Genomic DNA, 17,591 nt, shown 5'->3' with positions numbered 1-17,591 from the left:
AACTTTCTTTTATGTTCTATGAGATAGGAACTCACAAACAACAGAAACATCTACAGGTAGAGGAAGTTGAGCCTCTATTTGATCTTGCTCTGGAGAAACTAAAAGTTCGCCCTTAAAATTGCTTTTATCTACAGAGATGTAGGAAGGGAAAGAACTTTCATCTTTATTTTCCAAAGACTCTTTAACCGACTGTAACTTTCTTGATTTTTCTTTTAAAGAAACTTGCATACCAGGACGTAGGAAGAAAGATCTTCTATCGACTTTTTTCCCATTCACCAATACATGACCATGAGCAACCAATTGTTGAGCTGCAAAAATAGTTTTTGCAAACCCCATGCGATACACCATATTGTCAAGACGGCACTCAAATCTTTCTAAGAACATCTTGGTGACGCTGCCCTGCTTGTTGACAACTTCCTTGAAAGCTTTAACTAGTTGCTTTTCTAGGATCATGCCATAACAAGCTTTTAGCTTTTGCTTTTCCTCTAGCTGAAGACCGTAGTCAGACTTTTTCTTTCTCTGCATACCGTGCTGACCTGGAGGATGGGGCTTTTTGAGCAGAGGGTTTCGGCTTCTTCCAAAAATATTCGCTCCAAAACGCCTTGCTATTCTATTTTTAGGGCCACAATATCGAGCCATGTATTTTAGTCCTTTATTTAGTCCTTAGAAATTATTCACGCCTCCCTGGCCTGTTTTAGACAAAGGTAGCGGCACTGCTTTCGGTATAACCTGGAAGATTTTCCTCGCTAATAAAGAAAACGATTACTCATCCACTTGACAAAATACCAAAGAGCATTTTAGTTCCAATCCTAATTTTCTACAATGGAATTATTTCCGAGAATATGCTAGGGTATTTCTCATGAAAAAGAATTATTACGCTTTAGCTTATTATTATTTGACTCGTGTAGATAATCCTCAACAGGAAATTGCGTTGCACAAGAAACTATTTAAAAATTTAGATGTTTCTTGTCGTATCTACATATCTGAACAAGGGATTAATGGCCAGTTTAGCGGTTATCAACCCGATGCAGAGTACTACATGAACTGGCTAAGACAGCGTCCTGGATTTTCAAATGTAAAATTTAAAATCCATCACATTGAAGAAAATATTTTCCCTCGTGTAACTGTAAAATATCGCAAAGAGCTTGTAGCTCTTGGTTGCGACGTAGATTTGTCTAATCAAGGGAAGCATATTTCTCCTCAAGAGTGGCATGAGAAGCTCGAGGAGAATCGCTGTCTAGTTTTAGATGTAAGAAATAATTACGAATGGAAGATAGGGCATTTTGAAAATGCTGTTCTTCCAGACATTCGGACTTTTCGGGAATTTCCTGATTATGCTGAACGGTTGTCTAAGGAACACGACCCAGCTACCACCCCTGTGATGATGTATTGTACTGGTGGAATACGTTGTGAGCTGTACTCTTCCCTCCTTTTAGAAAAAGGTTTTAAAGAAGTGTATCAACTGGATGGTGGTGTGATCGCTTATGGTCAGGCTGTAGGCACAGGTAAATGGCGAGGCAAGCTATTCGTATTTGATGATCGTTTAGCTGTACCTATTGATGAAGCAGATACCGACGTTGCTCCTATCGCCTCGTGCTCACATTGTGAGACTCCCTGTGACACCTACTACAACTGTGCGAATACAGACTGTAATAATTTATTCATTTGTTGTAAGGATTGTATCCATTCAACAAAAGGATGTTGTTCTCAAGAGTGTTCTCAAGCACCTCGGATTCGCTCCTTTTCCCCTTGTAGAGGAAACAAGCCTTTCCGCCGTATGCATCTATGTGAAGTACAGAAAGAGAAGGAAGAAGCTGCCAGCTGCTGCTGTCTACACTAGGGTGTGCTAAATATTTTCCTTGGACTAAGTTTCATCGGCTTGGTTCAAGGATAGACTATACCTATTTCTTCGGTAAGATGCTTTCTTGGATACCAAATGAATAGTTCTCATACTAATTCCCTGTTCCAACACCACCTTAGAAAATATTTCAATATTCTCTTCTTTACCTAGACATATCACACACAAATCCGGTTGCTTTTTCAACAACATGTGTAAGCGTTTAGCTTGCAAAACTGCCCAAGCCTCTTTCATACTTCGATCGCTTGTTTCATGAAGATCGCATATGACTGTAGGAACACAGTACGAAATTAATCTAGTTGTCCAACCAGGTTGTAGTTTTTGATCTAGTATCACCACAGTCGTGCGTACAGTTTTTGGTAGCATGGCTAATACACGCCGGACTTCTCGATAAGAGTGGGTGGGCACCAAATAGCAAACAGGTATGAGTGATTTTGGAAGCTTAAGATAACTTCCTAGTTGTTTTGTTAATACAGCACTGAGTACTAAACGATATACCAACTCTTTCCAAATCCATAGAATCCACAAGCCGAGGCAGAAAATGAGGATTCCCATGTATAGGAAGCTCGTCTCTGGTGGCAAACTCAATCCGGATCCCAAAATCCTGACAACTGCTGCTGCGATTAATACACCGACAAAATCCAAGAAATTATTTGCTGCAAGAATTTGCCCGCGCTTATGTTCAGGACTTGCATATTGTATATAGGCGTGTAGAGGAACTTGATATACCCCACCTAAGAATCCTAACAGTAATAGGAAGAACATCACCCCAACTAAAGAACAGGAAACAGCATAAAGTCCCATAAAGGCAAAGCCTAACCCTAAGGTCATGACAGGCACATACCCCAACTTAATATCTTTTCCTGAAATCCATCCTGTAATATAGGAACCCACTCCAACGCCCAAAGCTACAATAGGAAATAGATAACCTCCGTAATGCTTAGGATAACCTAAAGTAAACTCTACAAAAGGAATGATTTCGACTTGTACATAAGCTCCAACCAGAAGAAAAAGAGCGACTAAGAAAATAGAGAGGGTTAGGTAATGTACATGACGTGTATCTTTAAAGATTTCCCAGAGATCTTTAAAGCTAGCATAAGTAATTTTTTGACTACGATTTTTAAAGTTACTTGAACGTATGCCTAAGGAAACAAAAGTACTTACGATCGAAGAAACCACGCAAAACGACGTTGAAAGAACATAGCAGTTAATTGGAAGGTTCTTTGTAAGATCGACAAGTAAAGGAGCAAAACAAGATCCTAAGATACTTCCAGTATAAGTTACTGCGGTCATGATTCCATTAGCTCTAGATAAATAATCTAGAGGTAACATCTCTGGGAGAATCCCCATCTTTGCAGGACCAAAAATAGCCGTATGACTAGCCATGAGGATCAAAACTACATACCCGCCGACGACAGAATGGATATAGAAAAAGTATAAGCCCAGTGAAGTACAAACAATTTCAATAAGACGTGTGGCTAAGATAATGTTTCGTTTCTGATATCTATCTGATAAACTTCCTGCCAAAGGTGCTAGCAAAAGAAACGGTAAAGCGAAACACAAACTTACGTAAGATAGTATCTTTGCATTCTCTGTTAAACTTTTTCCTTCAAGCAGAAAAAAGACTAAAAGAAACTTGTAAAGATTATCATTTAGTATCGTAAGAAAATGCGTTATTACTAAGGCACGAAAAGATTTTTTCTGTATTGATATATCCATGAATGCGACCAAACATAGTCAGGCAATTTTTAGCAACTCCCCCATTCATCTATTAGCTAAACTTGCAGAAGATCTATTTTCTACTTATCAACAGCCATTTACTAAAAGGTGGATTCTTGTTGCCAATACAGAAATAGGGCACTGGCTACGTAGAGAACTTACTAATGCTACGAGTAACCACGTTTTTATGGGGTCGACTATTTTCTCTTCTTCTGACTCCCTTGTCAAACATTTATTCACTGAAGTTTGTCATGAAAAACCTTTAATTCCTGACTATATAACACTTCCTCTATTTATATACGATCTACTAAAGACTTCCGAAGCAACTCCTGATATTTTACAAAACACATCTTTTCTTTCGGAGCCTTCTTATAGCTCAACAAAGCATCTGGCATCTATTTTTAAAAAATTCTATACATTCTCGCAAGCACCTTCAGAAAATAGTCGTTATCATAAAGATCTTTTTTCTCAGTTAGAGAAGCACTTTACGCCTATGGGGAAGGTGTTCGCTTCCATACTATCTTCTATAAAAGCTAAAAAACAAAACCGTTCCTTACACATCTTTGGTTATTCTCATTTACCAAAGCATTTTGCGACTTTTTTTACGGAGTTGAGTTATTTTTTCCCTGTATATTTTTACTGTTTTTCACCAAGTCGCGAATATTTTGGTGATTTATTATCAGACAAATCAATTGATTTCTTATGGCGTCAACTTATAGATCAACCCAACAGAGACGCTTGGCAACACTATGTTTTAGCGGATAGGCAAGCATTGCTTGCCAATCTTTCTCACAAATCGCAAGCATCTCAAAATTTCTTTTTAGACAAGGAAATACATTATTCCGAGGTTTTCATTCCTCCTCAAGAAACGACATCTTTAGGAGTTGTGCAAAGTAACCTATTGCACTTAAAACCAAATTCTCATGAAAACATTGTAGACAAAAAGCAAACTATAACTATTAGCAAAGCCTTAAGTCCATCTAGGGAGGTACAAGAAGCGTTCTCAAAAATCTCTACGTTATTGCATCAAGGTGTACGCCCAGAAGAAATTTTTATTTTATCTTCTCAACTAGAAATCTATGAGGTGTATTTAAAAGCAGTGTTTTCCCCTCATCTACCTCTATACTTCTGCAATAACACCTCTTCACACGCGGAAGACTTAAAGGAAAAACTCTTACTCTTATCATCCATTTTACAGACGCAGGGAAATCTATACCGTCTATTACAACTTCTTACACACCCCCAACTACAAAATCCTATAGATCCGAGTAAAACTCCCTATCTTTTGAAGAAACTCTCCAGTGAGTGGGAAAAACTGTATAAAGGGGATGGAACACATTTACAACATCTGGGGGATAACATTCTGAATGCCTATCCCTTTGTTGAAGAGTGTGGTAAAGTAAGTCAGGTAGAACTCTGGGAGCGCATTCTTCCTCTACTGTACGATCTACAAAAATTCTTAAATCTTTATGCGTCGAACCCTATCAAATCTTACGAAGAACACTGTAATCACATTCTCTCTTTCTTGGAATCTATCTTTATCCTATCTCCAGAAGAGTTATCTTTTATAACATCTCTTAGAAATGCTCTCTTCCCCACCTTTTCTTCGTCAGAATGTTCTTTGAATTTCTTTACAGACTTTTGTTTGGATTTCTTCTCTCGCTTTTGTGCGAATAGCCCCGTTTATGATAAGCCTGGCCCTTATGTCGGAACATTGGGAGATTTAAGTCTTCTACCTAAAGGCTACACGTTTATTCTCGGAGCAAATAAGCGAAAACAGGCCATTGATTTACTAGATCTCGTTGATGCCTCAACTGAAGAAGAACTGGTGTTTTCATCTTCAGAAGATGAAGAAAACTTTCATTTCCTTCAGACGATAGTTTCTACTAAACATGAACTTCATATTAGTTATCTATCTTCTGCGCACAATCCTGCGTTACCCAGTGCTTATATTAATTATCTTCAAGAGGCTCTACAGCTACCTGTTTCTCATCTGCCTACAAAAGCGTATACACCTTCGTTATTTGCCAAAACAACCCTTGTACACACCTCTCAAGAGCATCACTACAAGTTAGCGCAAGCATTTTGTTCTAAGAAAGACCCCCTACCTTCTTTATTTCACACTCCAGATACGACGCCAGACCTTCCCGACCATGTATCTGTTTCTCAAATTATAAAAGCAATTTTCTCACCTTTAGACTTCTTCTTACAGTCTAATTACCAGATTTCTCTAAGATCTCCTACTGTACTAGAATCTAGAGAGAAGCTGTTTCCTACAAAAAAACAAATCATGCTGTTTTGGGAAAATCACCTCTCTAACACATCTGAAGATAGCACGTATAATTACCTATCTTCCTTTTCTAAGGACATTTTTACTTACTACGACGATCTAATATCCCAATGGCTGAACAATGTTCGCTTAAATGCCCTTACAGCACCATATACTGTGCTTTTTTCTTCATTATTATTTCATGATCATCTTGCGGATCAAGATAAGGTTCTCTCACCTGTTGCAATAACTTTGAATAACTCTGAGCTTTATCTACACGGGAATTTTTCTGGAGTATTCTCTAAAGGTATATATCTCTGTTCCATTGACCCTACAGCTAAGACAAGAAAAACTGTAAGGAAAACAAAATCTATTTTAGAGAACTCTTCTGACATGAAAAATTACTTAAAGGCTTACATTGCTATAGCAATGTTACAAAAATCTGGCGTGCTTTCAGAAGACGCTGTTATCAGAAACATCCTTTCTCAAGATGTTTTTGAAGATCTTCCTCTTCCTTTTTCTAATCCTGACGATTATCTGCACCAGGTTCTTCGTGTGTACCAAATGATGAGAGATTTTCCGATTCCTTTAATTTCTTCTGATTGTTGGAAGTTTTTAGACAATTCTGAGAAGTTTCATGAAGCTATACGTACAGCTATCGAAGCTGATGCTAATAATCCCTCTTTATCGACTTTTTGGAAATTTCATAACCGAGACTATAAAGAACAGTTCACAGTAAGTGAAGAACAACGTCTACAGATTCTTTCTTTGTTTAAGGGTACGCATGAAACCGTTTGATATTTTTCATCCTGAAACATCTATCCAAGGGAAATATTTTCTAGAAGCTTCTGCGGGTACTGGAAAGACATTTACCATCGAACAAATTGTTTTACGTGCTCTTTTAGAAGGTTCTGTTTCCCATGTTGAAAATATTCTTGTTGTAACATTTACGAATGCCGCTACTAATGAGTTAAAACTTAGGATTCAAGAGAACCTCAAACAAGCTGCATCACAGTTAAAATCTGCCATTACAAACCCCGAGCACCCTTTGCCTCCTTACTTATCCCCTCCCTGTGATGTAAAGCAGCTTTACATGCAGGTGCGTAATGCTTTAGCTTCGATAGATCGTATGGCAATTTTTACCATCCACGGGTTTTGTAATTACGTTTTGCAACAGCATTTTCCAGAAATGCAAATCTCGCAAAAAAACTCGGCTCTTACGCACTCACAAACGGTTTTACATCATATTCGTAAGTATTTATCCCAAGATCTTTGGGAGAACGTCTTATTTCCTGAACAATTTTACTTACTTGCGGCACGGTATAACTCTAATTCCAAACACACATCTTTTTTGACAGATAAGTTACTTTCAAGTTACACAGTCCAGACTTTTGATCACCTACCATCTAAAAGCACCACCACATCCTTGTTAAACACTTGGCATAGCTCTATTCGATCTAAAATCAAAGATATCCCTAAAGAAAACTTCTTAGAACAAGCTCTTAAATATACGGAGAGTTTCAAAAAACAGCCTTTCTCTATAACTGAGGACCTTCTATCCTTTGTAGATCATTTGTATGCTTCAGAAACATCAGTGCGCCTGCTTTCTTTTTCTAAGATAGCAGAAACTTTCCATCCCAAAAATCGTTTAGCACGTTATCAACCTTGTCACGCTTTTAGCTATATAGAAGAAACATCATGGTTTCAAGATACCGAGCAATTTTGCAATGTAGACAGTATTTTCAACACCTTGCTTCACGACTTACAATTGTATTTAAAAAACCACTACACTTGGTGGCTATCTCCAGATGAAAGCATTGTCACACTAGAAGAGCTGCTGCGCTCTTCTCAAGCTGAAGAAGTGATAAAATCCCTAAGAAAGCGATTCCAGCTCATATTAATCGATGAATTTCAAGATACGGATAGGAAACAATGGAATATTTTTGCAAAACTATTTGCTCACAATGATTTCTCTGGATCCCTATTTCTAATAGGTGATCCCAAACAATCGATTTATGAATGGAGAAATGCTGATCTCGTTACCTATTTAAAAGCAAAATCTACATTTCCTAAAACGTCACAGCTGCATCTTATCAACAACTACCGTTCTACACCACAGTTGATGCAGGCCATCAATATTCTCTTCTGTAAATGTTCTCCTTTTCTAGAAATTCCTGGTTATGAACCTATAGAATATCATTCCTTAACCCCACAGAGTTCAGAGTATTTTGATAACTCCCAACATGCGCCTATTCACTTATTTTCTTATGACAATGTTCTTGACCAAGCTGCGTGGATATCTCAAACAGCTTCACATTTACAAGCTACTCATGGAATCTCTTTTGGACGCATGGCAATTTTAGTATCGGATTCGGCTCAAGCATTCGATTTAATAACCCACTGCAGTATTCCTGTATCATTTTCTAAAAATAAATCGATATTTCATCTTACTGAAACATATCTATTAACCATAGCTTGGCTAGAGGCTATCCTCTATCCAGAAAACTATGAAAAAATACAAAGGGTTTTACTGAGTAGCCTATTTCGACATGACCTCACCGATATTCTAGAGAAAAAAGAACACTACTCCTCTTATTTTTTCTCTCTACGCAGTTATATTTTTGATCATGGGCTTTTGGCTACATTTTATCATTTCATGACTCTTCATGGAGAAGCTTTACTCAAAACTCCTCAAGGAGACCTGACTTTCCAAGAAATGGAAAGGCTTTGTGCATACTTAGGAACGCTTTCTTCACAACCTCAACACCAACTTCTCTATTTGCAATATTTCTCAGAGACAGGACGTTGGGAAGAAAACCTGTCGTTTTCATCTTATTCCGAAGACACAGAAATCCTAAAAATCACTACAATTCACGCATCTAAGGGATTGGAATATGATGTTGTTTTTTGCCCAGGACTAGATAAATCAAAAAAAAATAAAAGTTCTTCAGAATGGATAAGAGAAATGTACGTAGCGTGTACTCGAGCTAAAAAACAACTCTTTATCCCTTTCCAAACTTCTTTAAATTCAAGACGCAATACCGCTCTTACAAACTATGTAAAGCAGGAGGGATCGTATGCATCTATCCTCGATCTCGCCCAAAATTTATCCAAAGAGCATCCCTCCTTATTTTCTTTATCAACCACACACAGACAGGATCCATCCACTGAGCCTATTTATAACCTTACCCCACCTTCAACTTTTGTGTTATCGCCCTATCCTACAAAACAGATTTTCTCTTTCTCCTCTGTAAAAACGATGTTAGATAACGAAGTGCTTGTAGATAGTGACATTGAGAACCCTTCGATCTCTTCAGCACTTCCTAAAGGAAGAAAAACGGGTATTATCATTCATAAAATCCTAGAGAATATATCTCCAAATTTTAAAATTCCCATTTCTAAAATCTTAACTACAGTCTCACACTTCGTGAAAAACACTCATTTAGAGGGGTATGAAGAAATGATCGCACAAAAGCTTTTCTCAACTATTTCTTCACCGCTATCTTTTACCTCCGCATCCTTTGCCTTAAAAGATGTCTGCCCTGACAAAATACTTAGTGAAGAAGCCTTTCTCTTTTCTAATAAAGAACAGTTGTGGCAGGGAGCAATTGACCTATTTTTCGAGTATAATGGCAAGTATTACATTATAGATTGGAAAACATCCTTCTTAGGAGAAACTACCTCAAAATATTCTCAAGAAAATCTCTTTGCTTACATCAAAGAGCATAACCTGGATTATCAAGGTGCCATTTACATCCATGCAGCAAAACGCTTTTTGCAACAATTTGATATTACCAGTGACGTAGAAATGGGATTTGTATTTATTCGAGGTATCGATTCTGAAGGAAACGGCTTTTTGTGCTTACCAAACTACAAAACATTTAATCCCACAATAGACCAAAAATATCCGGTCTATCATTAGGGTTAAATTCCATAGCAGGAAGAATCAAAACAGAAGAGAGATTCATTAAATCTGCAGCAAGTGATTTAGCCTCTATTTTATAGGAGCATGCGCCCTCTCGGGGTAGACACACTTTAGTAATTTCAGCAACTAATAATCCTGGGGGGAAGACACCATCTAGTCCAGTTGTAACTAAAAGATCCCCAACACGCAAACCCTTACCATCAGAAAAACAAAATCCTTCCCCATGTAAAGTTAGAGTTTCATCTTTCCACAAAGGACCGCCTTTTCCTGATAATGTACCTCGCAAAAGTAAGGTATTTTCATCACCGCATTGTATAGATATGTTGAGCTCGTCTAGCTGATAGATTTTTTCATATTTATCTTTTTCTAGAATGTAAGCATCAGAAAGGCGTTCTATTTGCTTACTAAGATCTTGAATCCGATCTTTTACTAACCATGCTTGTATTCCTCCGCGAACAGCGATCACTGAAGGTTGCATACCTACATCAGTAATCAAACGTATTCGGGACTGCTTTTCTCCAACATAATCTACAAGACCGATCAGCACCTTCCCAGAAAGCACTGAGGAGTTTTTTTGTATGTTATGTTCACTACCTACATCTACCCAACAAGAACTTCCCCAATGGGAGGGATCTCGGTAAATCACACGACTCGTTATTAACTTACGAAAATAAGGCGATAGAATCTCTGGAAACAAAGGGGGCGTATGATAAGCAACCTCATAAGCTTGTAAACGCTCTTCTAAAATAGCAATGCGATCTTTTAAGATGATGTTCTCAGTATCTTGGATAGAACAACTTGTGGAAGAAACCTCAGCGTGATTCATAAAAACACGCGAATACCAAACCACGAAACGTTTTTGGATATTTTCATAAAACGGTTTTGGCAAACTCCACAACAAAGTAATACTCAATGCTATCACCACGTAGACATATACTCTGTTCTTTCTATGTCGACGGTAAAACACAGATCCTGTTGTTTTTATTGCAGAATGATGTTCTTCCGGATTTTTAATCTCTCGCATATTTCTTCATGTTTTCGTTTCAACACAAGATTCATTCCCCACAGACTCTACCTGAAACCCTATTGAGTTTATGTAGCTGTTCTGTGCTTAACTTATCGTTTTATGATATTCGCAGATAAAACAAAACATAAGGAAAACTTCAATGTGCAATTAATTAAAAATACGCGCAGATAGTTATCTGCGCTATCGTTATGAGGATTTTTAATCAAAAAAGGAGAATCATGTTATAGAAAACTCGGCACACTAAGCTTGTTGATATGCCTCAGCAAAACTCTGAACTACATGATCGATGTTATTATCGGTGATCCCGTTGAGATTAAACCTGGCTCCACTTGTTGTGTAGATGCCTTTTTCTAATCTTAAAAATAAGACTTGTTCTAAAGAAAATCCTGGGTAACCAAAAAATCCTTTCTGAGAGAGGATAAAGTCAAAAGAATGACCAATATGATTGCGCATAGCCTGAACAAATCGAATTCGTGTTTTCTCTAAAGAACAACGAATCGTTTCTAATTCTGCCAACCATTCTGTTTTCAAAGAAGCATCTGATAAAATTGTAGAAACAATTTTAGCTCCATGTCTAGGAGGCGAAGAATATTCTCCTCGTATTTTTTCTTCGAGACAGCTGGAAATCTTATCTAAATCATCAGTGACCCTACTGTATGCAGCAAAATAGCCTACACGCTCCCCATAAAGAGAAAAATTCTTACTTGCGCATGCAGCTACAAATACAGTGTGCCCTGAATCTATAAAAATCTTTATAGGTTTTCTATCTTTTTCGATACCCGAACCAAACCCTAAATACGCCGTATCAAAAAAAGGCAGCAGCTGGCGTTCTTTCATCAGCTCTGCAAGACGTGTCCACATGTTCTCATTAAGATCCATTCCTGTAGGATTATGACAACAACATTGCAAAAGCACTAAAGAGTTCTTGGGAGCTGATTGTAATACAGACATCATCTCATCAAAAACTAGTGTTTTACTTGCTGAACTATAGTAAGGGTATTTTAGAACATCTAAACCTTGTTGAGCGAATATTCTCAAATGGTTTCCCCACGTCTGTTCGGGAATGTATACTGCACCAGAAGGATTGGTCATGGAAAAAATCTTCGCGCCTAAATGCAGGGCTCCCGTTCCTCCAAGGGCTTGGGCGCCAACAACAAAACTAGGATTTACATCATCGCCAAAAACAAGACTCTCCATTTGTTGATTAAAAGACAACAACCCACTAATAGGTAAGTACCCCTTATTCATCTCGTTTTCTAATAATAAAAATTGTGCCTTACGGACACTCGAAAAGCCACCATAAGCCTTGTTAGGATCTTCATAAGAACCTATAACAAGGTTGACCTTATCCTCTCGCTCGTCTTCTAAAAATAGTTTTTGCAAACCCAAAATAGAATCGGGAGCAAACGTGGGTAATTGATTAAAAAAACTCATACCAAAGAAATTCCTTCGTATTATAACAAAGATTGATTCTAAACCTTATCTCATGATAATTTTATCTACTTGGGGTATTAGCTCAATTGGTAGAGCGCAACAATGGCATTGTTGAGGTCAGCGGTTCGATTCCGCTATACTCCATTTCCTTTATGCATCCCAAATAGATTGTATTCGGCTAATCTTATATTTCTTTCCTTGAAACTGTAGACTAGCTCCAACGCTCTTGTTGAGCATTTCTTGAGCAAGCTTAGATTTTAAAGATAAAATATAGTTGTCAGGATCAGCGTCCCAAGGACCGAGGATGGAATATGTAATAAGATTTCCCTGTTCATCTTCTAAAGAAACCTTACAACCGACGCCTACCGTATCAGTAAAAACAATATCCTTAGTTAATATTCTAGCTCGATTTACCTCTTCAGAAAGCACACGGATTTCTTCTTGTAAACGTGCTCGTTTTTCCAAAGCAAATTTATACTCAGAGTTCTCCCTAAGGTCCCCTAAAGCTCTTGCGTCCTCTATTTCTTTGGCGTTATCCACCATTTCCTTATCCACAAGAGATTGCAGCTTGTTTTTCATTTTCGTAAAGCTTTCTGGAGTTGTCCAAAGAATATCTTCTTCCACAGCCACAGTGTTTTTCTTCAAATCAGGTTGTACAACCTCAGCAACGCTTTGTAAAACACTAAGATCACTAGAGGAAAATTGACTGCATTTTGTAGAGAGCAACAAAATCTCTTTCAAATAAGACAAAGGAGCTCCCTCGATCATATTACGAATAACTAAGTAACGGTCACTCACAAGGAAGTTGTAAATCTTTTTGCCCAACTCTTTCTGAGGCGTTGAAGCAATATGATACATAAACACCATAGCAGCTTCTAAAAACAATCTTTCGATTTCTTTATCATTTGGATCAAAAAGACCATCATCGTGCGAACCAAACTTTAAGAAAAACCAGACAAAAACCTCTGGGTACATCATAGGATGCTCTATAAACCCAAGAAGCTTTTCCTTAATCTTCTGGCAACACGACTCCTCTCCTTTTAACACTTTAAAACTCAGTTCTCTAAGAGCTGGAAACGTTGTCGAGAAAAAGATCTTCATAAAGACATTTTCCCAAACTGGAAAATGCTTCTTTATTAACATTAAGAAAGCTTTCTGTAAGGCTGCTATAGAAATGGCATTGACTATGGAGATAATCCCTTCTTCAGAAAGCGAAGCTATATATTTACTGTCTAACTTATTAGATTTTTCACCTAAAAAATCAGAAAGTAACAAATCCCTTTGGATTTCTAAAGATTGGTTATCTTCTATAGGAAGTGTTTGTAAAACATTGAGTATGATTTCCCTGTTTTCAGGTTTCTTTAATTCACTATGCAAATCTCTAATGAATTGATAAATCTCTATAATCTTTCCCTGAGTCTCTTCGATTTGAGAAAGTCGAGTTTCTAACTGAGAAATTAAAGAATCCCCTCCAGGATTGTATCTATAAGGATCTTTTATGGTTTTAGGGGCTACAATACGAGTGTTTTTCTTAATTTTACTCTTAGTTGCTTGCCACCAACGATTCCAGTCCGCCTCGGGAATAACTAAATCTACAAGTTCATCCTTGATCTCTTTCGCTGTTTTTGGACCTAAATCCTTAAGTAGAATTTCTATAACCTCGGAAGGATGATCTTTAGCATAAGCCTCAAAACCATCCGGATCTCCAAATCTTCGTGATAGAAAATGATCTTTATCTAAAGGAATCAAACTTTTAAAGGCCGTTTCAAAGGAGATATCCTTAGCCATCATAACCCCTTCAAACTCAATGAGAACCTTTTGTTGAAGAAAGGAAACACTCATGACCTCTCCAACTCCCCATCCCCCAGAATGAAAGACGAAATTTCCCTCATTCAAGTGCATTAAGAAGTCAAAACGGCTTAAACTATACTGAAACTCGCGACCATCACGAAGACCAACTACTCTTAAAGCCTCATTAAAATTTTCCCTACCATGATACTTCCTATTTACATAATCAATAGCAGCATCATAAAACGGCTTAGCGTTAGTGTTTTGTATATCCAAAACCAATCTAAGAACCTGATCTTTTTCTTTTCCCTCAGGTATTCTCTCCCATAAAGGAAGGACAGAGTCTGATATCTTGCCAAACAAAGGGGCTAAAGATGAGTGTTTTACCTTCTCTAAGATCTGAACAAGCTCGGCCCCTCTCACCACATCGTTAAAACAATATTCTTCCCACAAATTAAAGAAACTTGAGGGTTGCTCTTCGTCTATTAAGACTTGCAACTTTTCTAGATAGTCCACGATGTCTCCCGTTTTTAACGGGAAATATACGCTTAACTATAAAAAAGAGCAATATCACAACACAAAAATAATAATATTTATTTTATAATAAATTAAAATCCATGGTGTATTAATGAATAGTAACTCTGCGCAAAAAATAATAGATTCTATAAAACAAATACTTACTCTTTATAATATAGACTTCGATCCTTCCTTCGGTGCAGCTTTATCTTCTGACTCTGAAGTAGATTACGAATATTTGATGGAAAAAACCCAAGAAAAAATCCAAGAGCTAGACAAACGTTCTCAGGAAATCCTTCAACAAACAGGGATGACTAGAGAACAAATGGAAGTGTTTGCTAATAACCCAGATAACTTCTCTCCAGAAGAATGGTTAGCGTTAGAAAACATCCGGTCTTCATGTAACGAGTATAAAAAAGAAACAGAAGCTCTGATTAATGAAGTTACCAAGGAATTAGGAGGAGAAACTCCCCAACCTAATTCTAGTAATAAAACAAAAACTACTTCATCTAAAAAAAATAAGAAAAAAAACTGGATTCCCTTATAAAAACGCCTATAATCCCTAAAGTATGAAAATTGCGATTACTCGGGGTTTAGATCTATCTTTGCAAGGGTCTCCTAAAGAGTCTGGGTTTTTAAAAAGAATCGACCCTGCTCTAGTTTCTGTAGACCTGCGCCCATATTCTGCCTTAACTTTAAAGCTTAAGGTAGAACAGGGTCAGGCTATTTCTTCAGGATCACCGGTTGCGGAATATAAAAACTTCCCGGGAGTGTTTATTACATCTCCCGTTTCTGGAACTGTACAAGAAATACGTAGAGGAGATAAGCGGTCTCTTTTAGATGTAGTTATCAAAAAAAACCCAGGGCAAAATCTAACAGAATACTCTTACGATTTATCCAAATTATCACGACAAGAACTGTTAGAAATCTTTAAAAAAGAAGGGCTATTCGCGCTTTTTAAACAACGTCCCTTTGATATTCCAGCCTTACCTACGCATCATCCTAGGGATGTCTTCATCAACTTAGCTGATAACCGTCCTTTCACTCCATCTACAGAAAAACATCTTTCCGTCTTTTCTTCCAGAGAAGAAGGATTTTACGTTTTCAATGTAGGAGTTCGAGCTATAGCCAAACTTTTTGGTTTATGCCCACATATTATTTCTACTGATAGACTAGCGATTCCTGAAAAAGACTTAAAATCCATCGCACATTTACATAAAATCACAGGGCCTTATCCTTCTGGGTCTCCCTCTACACACATTCACTACATAGCACCTATTACTAGTGAAAAGGACGTGGTTTTCACCATATCTTTCCAGGAAGTCTTAGCTATAGGACACTTATTCTTAAAAGGAAGAATTCTCAATGAGCAGGTAGTAGCCCTAGCTGGATCGGGTTTAAAACCTTCGTTAAGACGCTATGTGATTACTACTAGAGGTGCTGATTTCCAAAGCTTACTTCCCTTAGATGAGATCGCATCTGATCAGGTATCTCTAATTTCTGGAGATCCTTTAACTGGAAGACTTTGCGACAAGGAACATCTTCCTTGTCTCGGTATGAGAGATGCTACTATCTCTGTTATCCCTAATCCCCAAAAGCGGCAAGCTTTTAACTTTCTAAGGTTAGGTATTAATAAACCTACACTGACAAGGACCTATCTTTCCGGATTTTTAAAAAGAAAACACACCTACATGGATCCGGATACCAACCTCCACGGAGAAACACGCCCCATCATAGATACCGAAATTTATGATAAAGTTATGGCGATGAAAATCCCTGTTGTACCTTTAATTAAGTCTGTCATTACCAAAAACTTCGAATTAGCGTGCATGTTAGGGTTCTTAGAAGTGTGTCCTGAAGATTTTGCTCTTCCGACCTTCATAGATCCATCAAAAACAGAAATGCTCACGATAATCAAAGAAGCTCTAAAGCATTACGCAAAAGAAACAGGGATATTAAACCCAGAAAATACCGCAGATACAGAATAAAGTTCTTCGAAGAACTTACACTCTCGAAGAAGCTATCATTTCTAAAATTAACGGAGTTGCGTAAGAAATGATCATGTCGGCTCCTGCGCGTTTTATCGCTATCAAAGATTCATACACTATCTTTTCTCTATCCAACCACCCCATAGTAGAAGCTGCTGCTATCATAGCATATTCACCACTGACTTGATAGGCTGCTAAGGGTAATGTTGTACTATTTTTCACTCGATGCAACACATCAAGATATAATCCTGCGGGTTTTATCATGAGCATATCAGCGCCCTCTTGCTCATCTAAAGAACACTCTAGTAAAGCTTCTAAAACATTTTTAGGATTCATCTGATAATTGCGTTTATCTCCTGATTGCAAATGAGATCCTAAAGCATCTCGAAAAGGATTATACAAAGCAGAAGCATACTTAACGCTATAAGAGAGAATTAAGGTTTGAGTCCATCCTGCTTGATCTAACTTCGAGCGGATATGAGCTACCCTGCCGTCCATCATATCACTCGGAGCTACAACATCAGCGCCCATCTCAGCATGCAACGTAGCTATGTTACCGAATATACGCACGCTCTCATCATTCAATACTTCCCCACGATCAATAATACCGTCATGACCATGAGTGGTATAAGGATCTAAAGCAATGTCGCTGATTACACACAAGTTAGGAAAAGCTTTTTTTACTTCATAGATGCTCTTACATAGAATATTTTTAGGATTAGAAGAGTATGAACCGTAAGCATCTTTAAGATGACTCGGAATGACGGGAAAAAGAATCACAGCTCTTAACCCCAAAGAACACAACCTTTCGATCTCTTTTAAAAGAAGATCTATACTCCATCTATACACACCTGTAAGACTTTCTATTTCCTCACGTATGTTTTTTCCTTCCTTAACAAAAAAAGGACAGATGAAATCCTGAGGTAATAAAGAAGTTTCAGATACCAAATCACGAATTGCCTCAGTTCTTCTATTTCTACGAGGTCGTCGACTCAACGCTAATGAGCTCATTTTTACATTCCTTCAACACTTTCCACAACTTCTGAAAAAGATAGAGTATTTATATA

At 37.7% G+C, this 17,591-nt stretch carries 11 protein-coding genes and 1 tRNA gene; 6 read left to right on the top strand and 6 right to left on the bottom strand.

Going from position 1 to position 17,591, the window contains the following annotated elements:
• Nucleotides 1-9: 9 nt before the first annotated feature.
• Complete coding sequence (gene rpsD / locus G5O_RS05195; RefSeq protein WP_006342686.1) at nucleotides 10-639, bottom strand: 30S ribosomal protein S4; 630 nt, start codon at nucleotides 637-639, stop codon at nucleotides 10-12.
• A 220-nt stretch (nucleotides 640-859) separates the two neighbouring features.
• Here rpsD and trhO point away from each other — a divergent pair, with 220 nt between their 5' ends.
• Nucleotides 860-1,840, top strand: a complete 981-nt coding sequence (gene trhO, locus G5O_RS05190) for an oxygen-dependent tRNA uridine(34) hydroxylase TrhO (protein WP_006342685.1) — start codon at nucleotides 860-862, stop codon at nucleotides 1,838-1,840.
• Nucleotides 1,841-1,864: 24 nt separating this feature from the next.
• Here trhO and G5O_RS05185 read toward each other — a convergent pair whose 3' ends face one another.
• Nucleotides 1,865-3,577, bottom strand: coding sequence for an MFS transporter (locus G5O_RS05185; protein WP_006342684.1), 1,713 nt, complete (start codon nucleotides 3,575-3,577; stop codon nucleotides 1,865-1,867).
• Here G5O_RS05185 and G5O_RS05180 point away from each other — a divergent pair.
• Nucleotides 3,576-6,644 (top strand): exodeoxyribonuclease V subunit gamma, encoded by a 3,069-nt coding sequence (locus G5O_RS05180; RefSeq protein WP_006342683.1) that lies wholly within the window; start codon nucleotides 3,576-3,578, stop codon nucleotides 6,642-6,644. The two genes, G5O_RS05185 and G5O_RS05180, sit on opposite strands and share 2 nt — an antisense overlap.
• Nucleotides 6,631-9,768: an exodeoxyribonuclease V subunit beta gene (gene recB, locus G5O_RS05175; protein ID WP_013462572.1), complete on the top strand. Its 3,138-nt coding sequence runs from the start codon at nucleotides 6,631-6,633 to the stop codon at nucleotides 9,766-9,768. The genes G5O_RS05180 and recB overlap by 14 nt, the downstream gene beginning before the upstream one ends.
• On the opposite strand, the gene G5O_RS05170 is transcribed toward recB, so the two are convergent.
• Nucleotides 9,728-10,795 (bottom strand): rod shape-determining protein MreC, encoded by a 1,068-nt coding sequence (locus G5O_RS05170; protein WP_006342680.1) that lies wholly within the window; start codon nucleotides 10,793-10,795, stop codon nucleotides 9,728-9,730. The genes recB and G5O_RS05170 overlap by 41 nt on opposite strands.
• A 243-nt stretch (nucleotides 10,796-11,038) precedes the next feature.
• Nucleotides 11,039-12,232, bottom strand: coding sequence for an amino acid aminotransferase (locus tag G5O_RS05165; RefSeq protein ID WP_006342679.1), 1,194 nt, complete (start codon nucleotides 12,230-12,232; stop codon nucleotides 11,039-11,041).
• Between the two features lie 71 nt (nucleotides 12,233-12,303).
• Here G5O_RS05165 and G5O_RS05160 point away from each other — a divergent pair.
• Nucleotides 12,304-12,376, top strand: a tRNA-Ala gene (locus G5O_RS05160).
• Nucleotides 12,377-12,382: 6 nt separating this feature from the next.
• On the opposite strand, the gene G5O_RS05155 is transcribed toward G5O_RS05160, so the two are convergent.
• Nucleotides 12,383-14,536 carry a GreA/GreB family elongation factor gene (locus tag G5O_RS05155; RefSeq protein WP_013747310.1) on the bottom strand — a complete coding sequence of 718 codons (2,154 nt, stop codon included), beginning with the start codon at nucleotides 14,534-14,536 and terminating at the stop codon, nucleotides 12,383-12,385.
• 112 nt (nucleotides 14,537-14,648) lie between these two features.
• Between G5O_RS05155 and G5O_RS05150 the strand changes: the two genes are divergently transcribed.
• Both G5O_RS05150 and G5O_RS05145 read left to right on the top strand, forming a co-directional pair.
• Entirely contained in the window at nucleotides 14,649-15,083 is a 435-nt protein-coding gene (locus G5O_RS05150; RefSeq protein ID WP_006342677.1) for a hypothetical protein, read from the top strand.
• 22 nt (nucleotides 15,084-15,105) lie between these two features.
• Nucleotides 15,106-16,524, top strand: coding sequence for a Na(+)-translocating NADH-quinone reductase subunit A (locus G5O_RS05145; protein WP_006342676.1), 1,419 nt, complete (start codon nucleotides 15,106-15,108; stop codon nucleotides 16,522-16,524).
• Nucleotides 16,525-16,539: 15 nt separating this feature from the next.
• On the opposite strand, the gene hemB is transcribed toward G5O_RS05145, so the two are convergent.
• Nucleotides 16,540-17,535 (bottom strand): porphobilinogen synthase, encoded by a 996-nt coding sequence (hemB, locus tag G5O_RS05140; protein ID WP_006342675.1) that lies wholly within the window; start codon nucleotides 17,533-17,535, stop codon nucleotides 16,540-16,542.
• Nucleotides 17,536-17,591 lie beyond the last annotated feature (56 nt).

It is taken from the genome of Chlamydia psittaci 6BC (genome assembly GCF_000204255.1).
In the GTDB taxonomy this organism is placed as follows: Bacteria; Chlamydiota; Chlamydiia; order Chlamydiales; family Chlamydiaceae; genus Chlamydia; species Chlamydia psittaci.
Note: the sequence above shows the minus strand (reverse complement) of the source record. Positions and strands in the feature narration are given on the sequence as shown.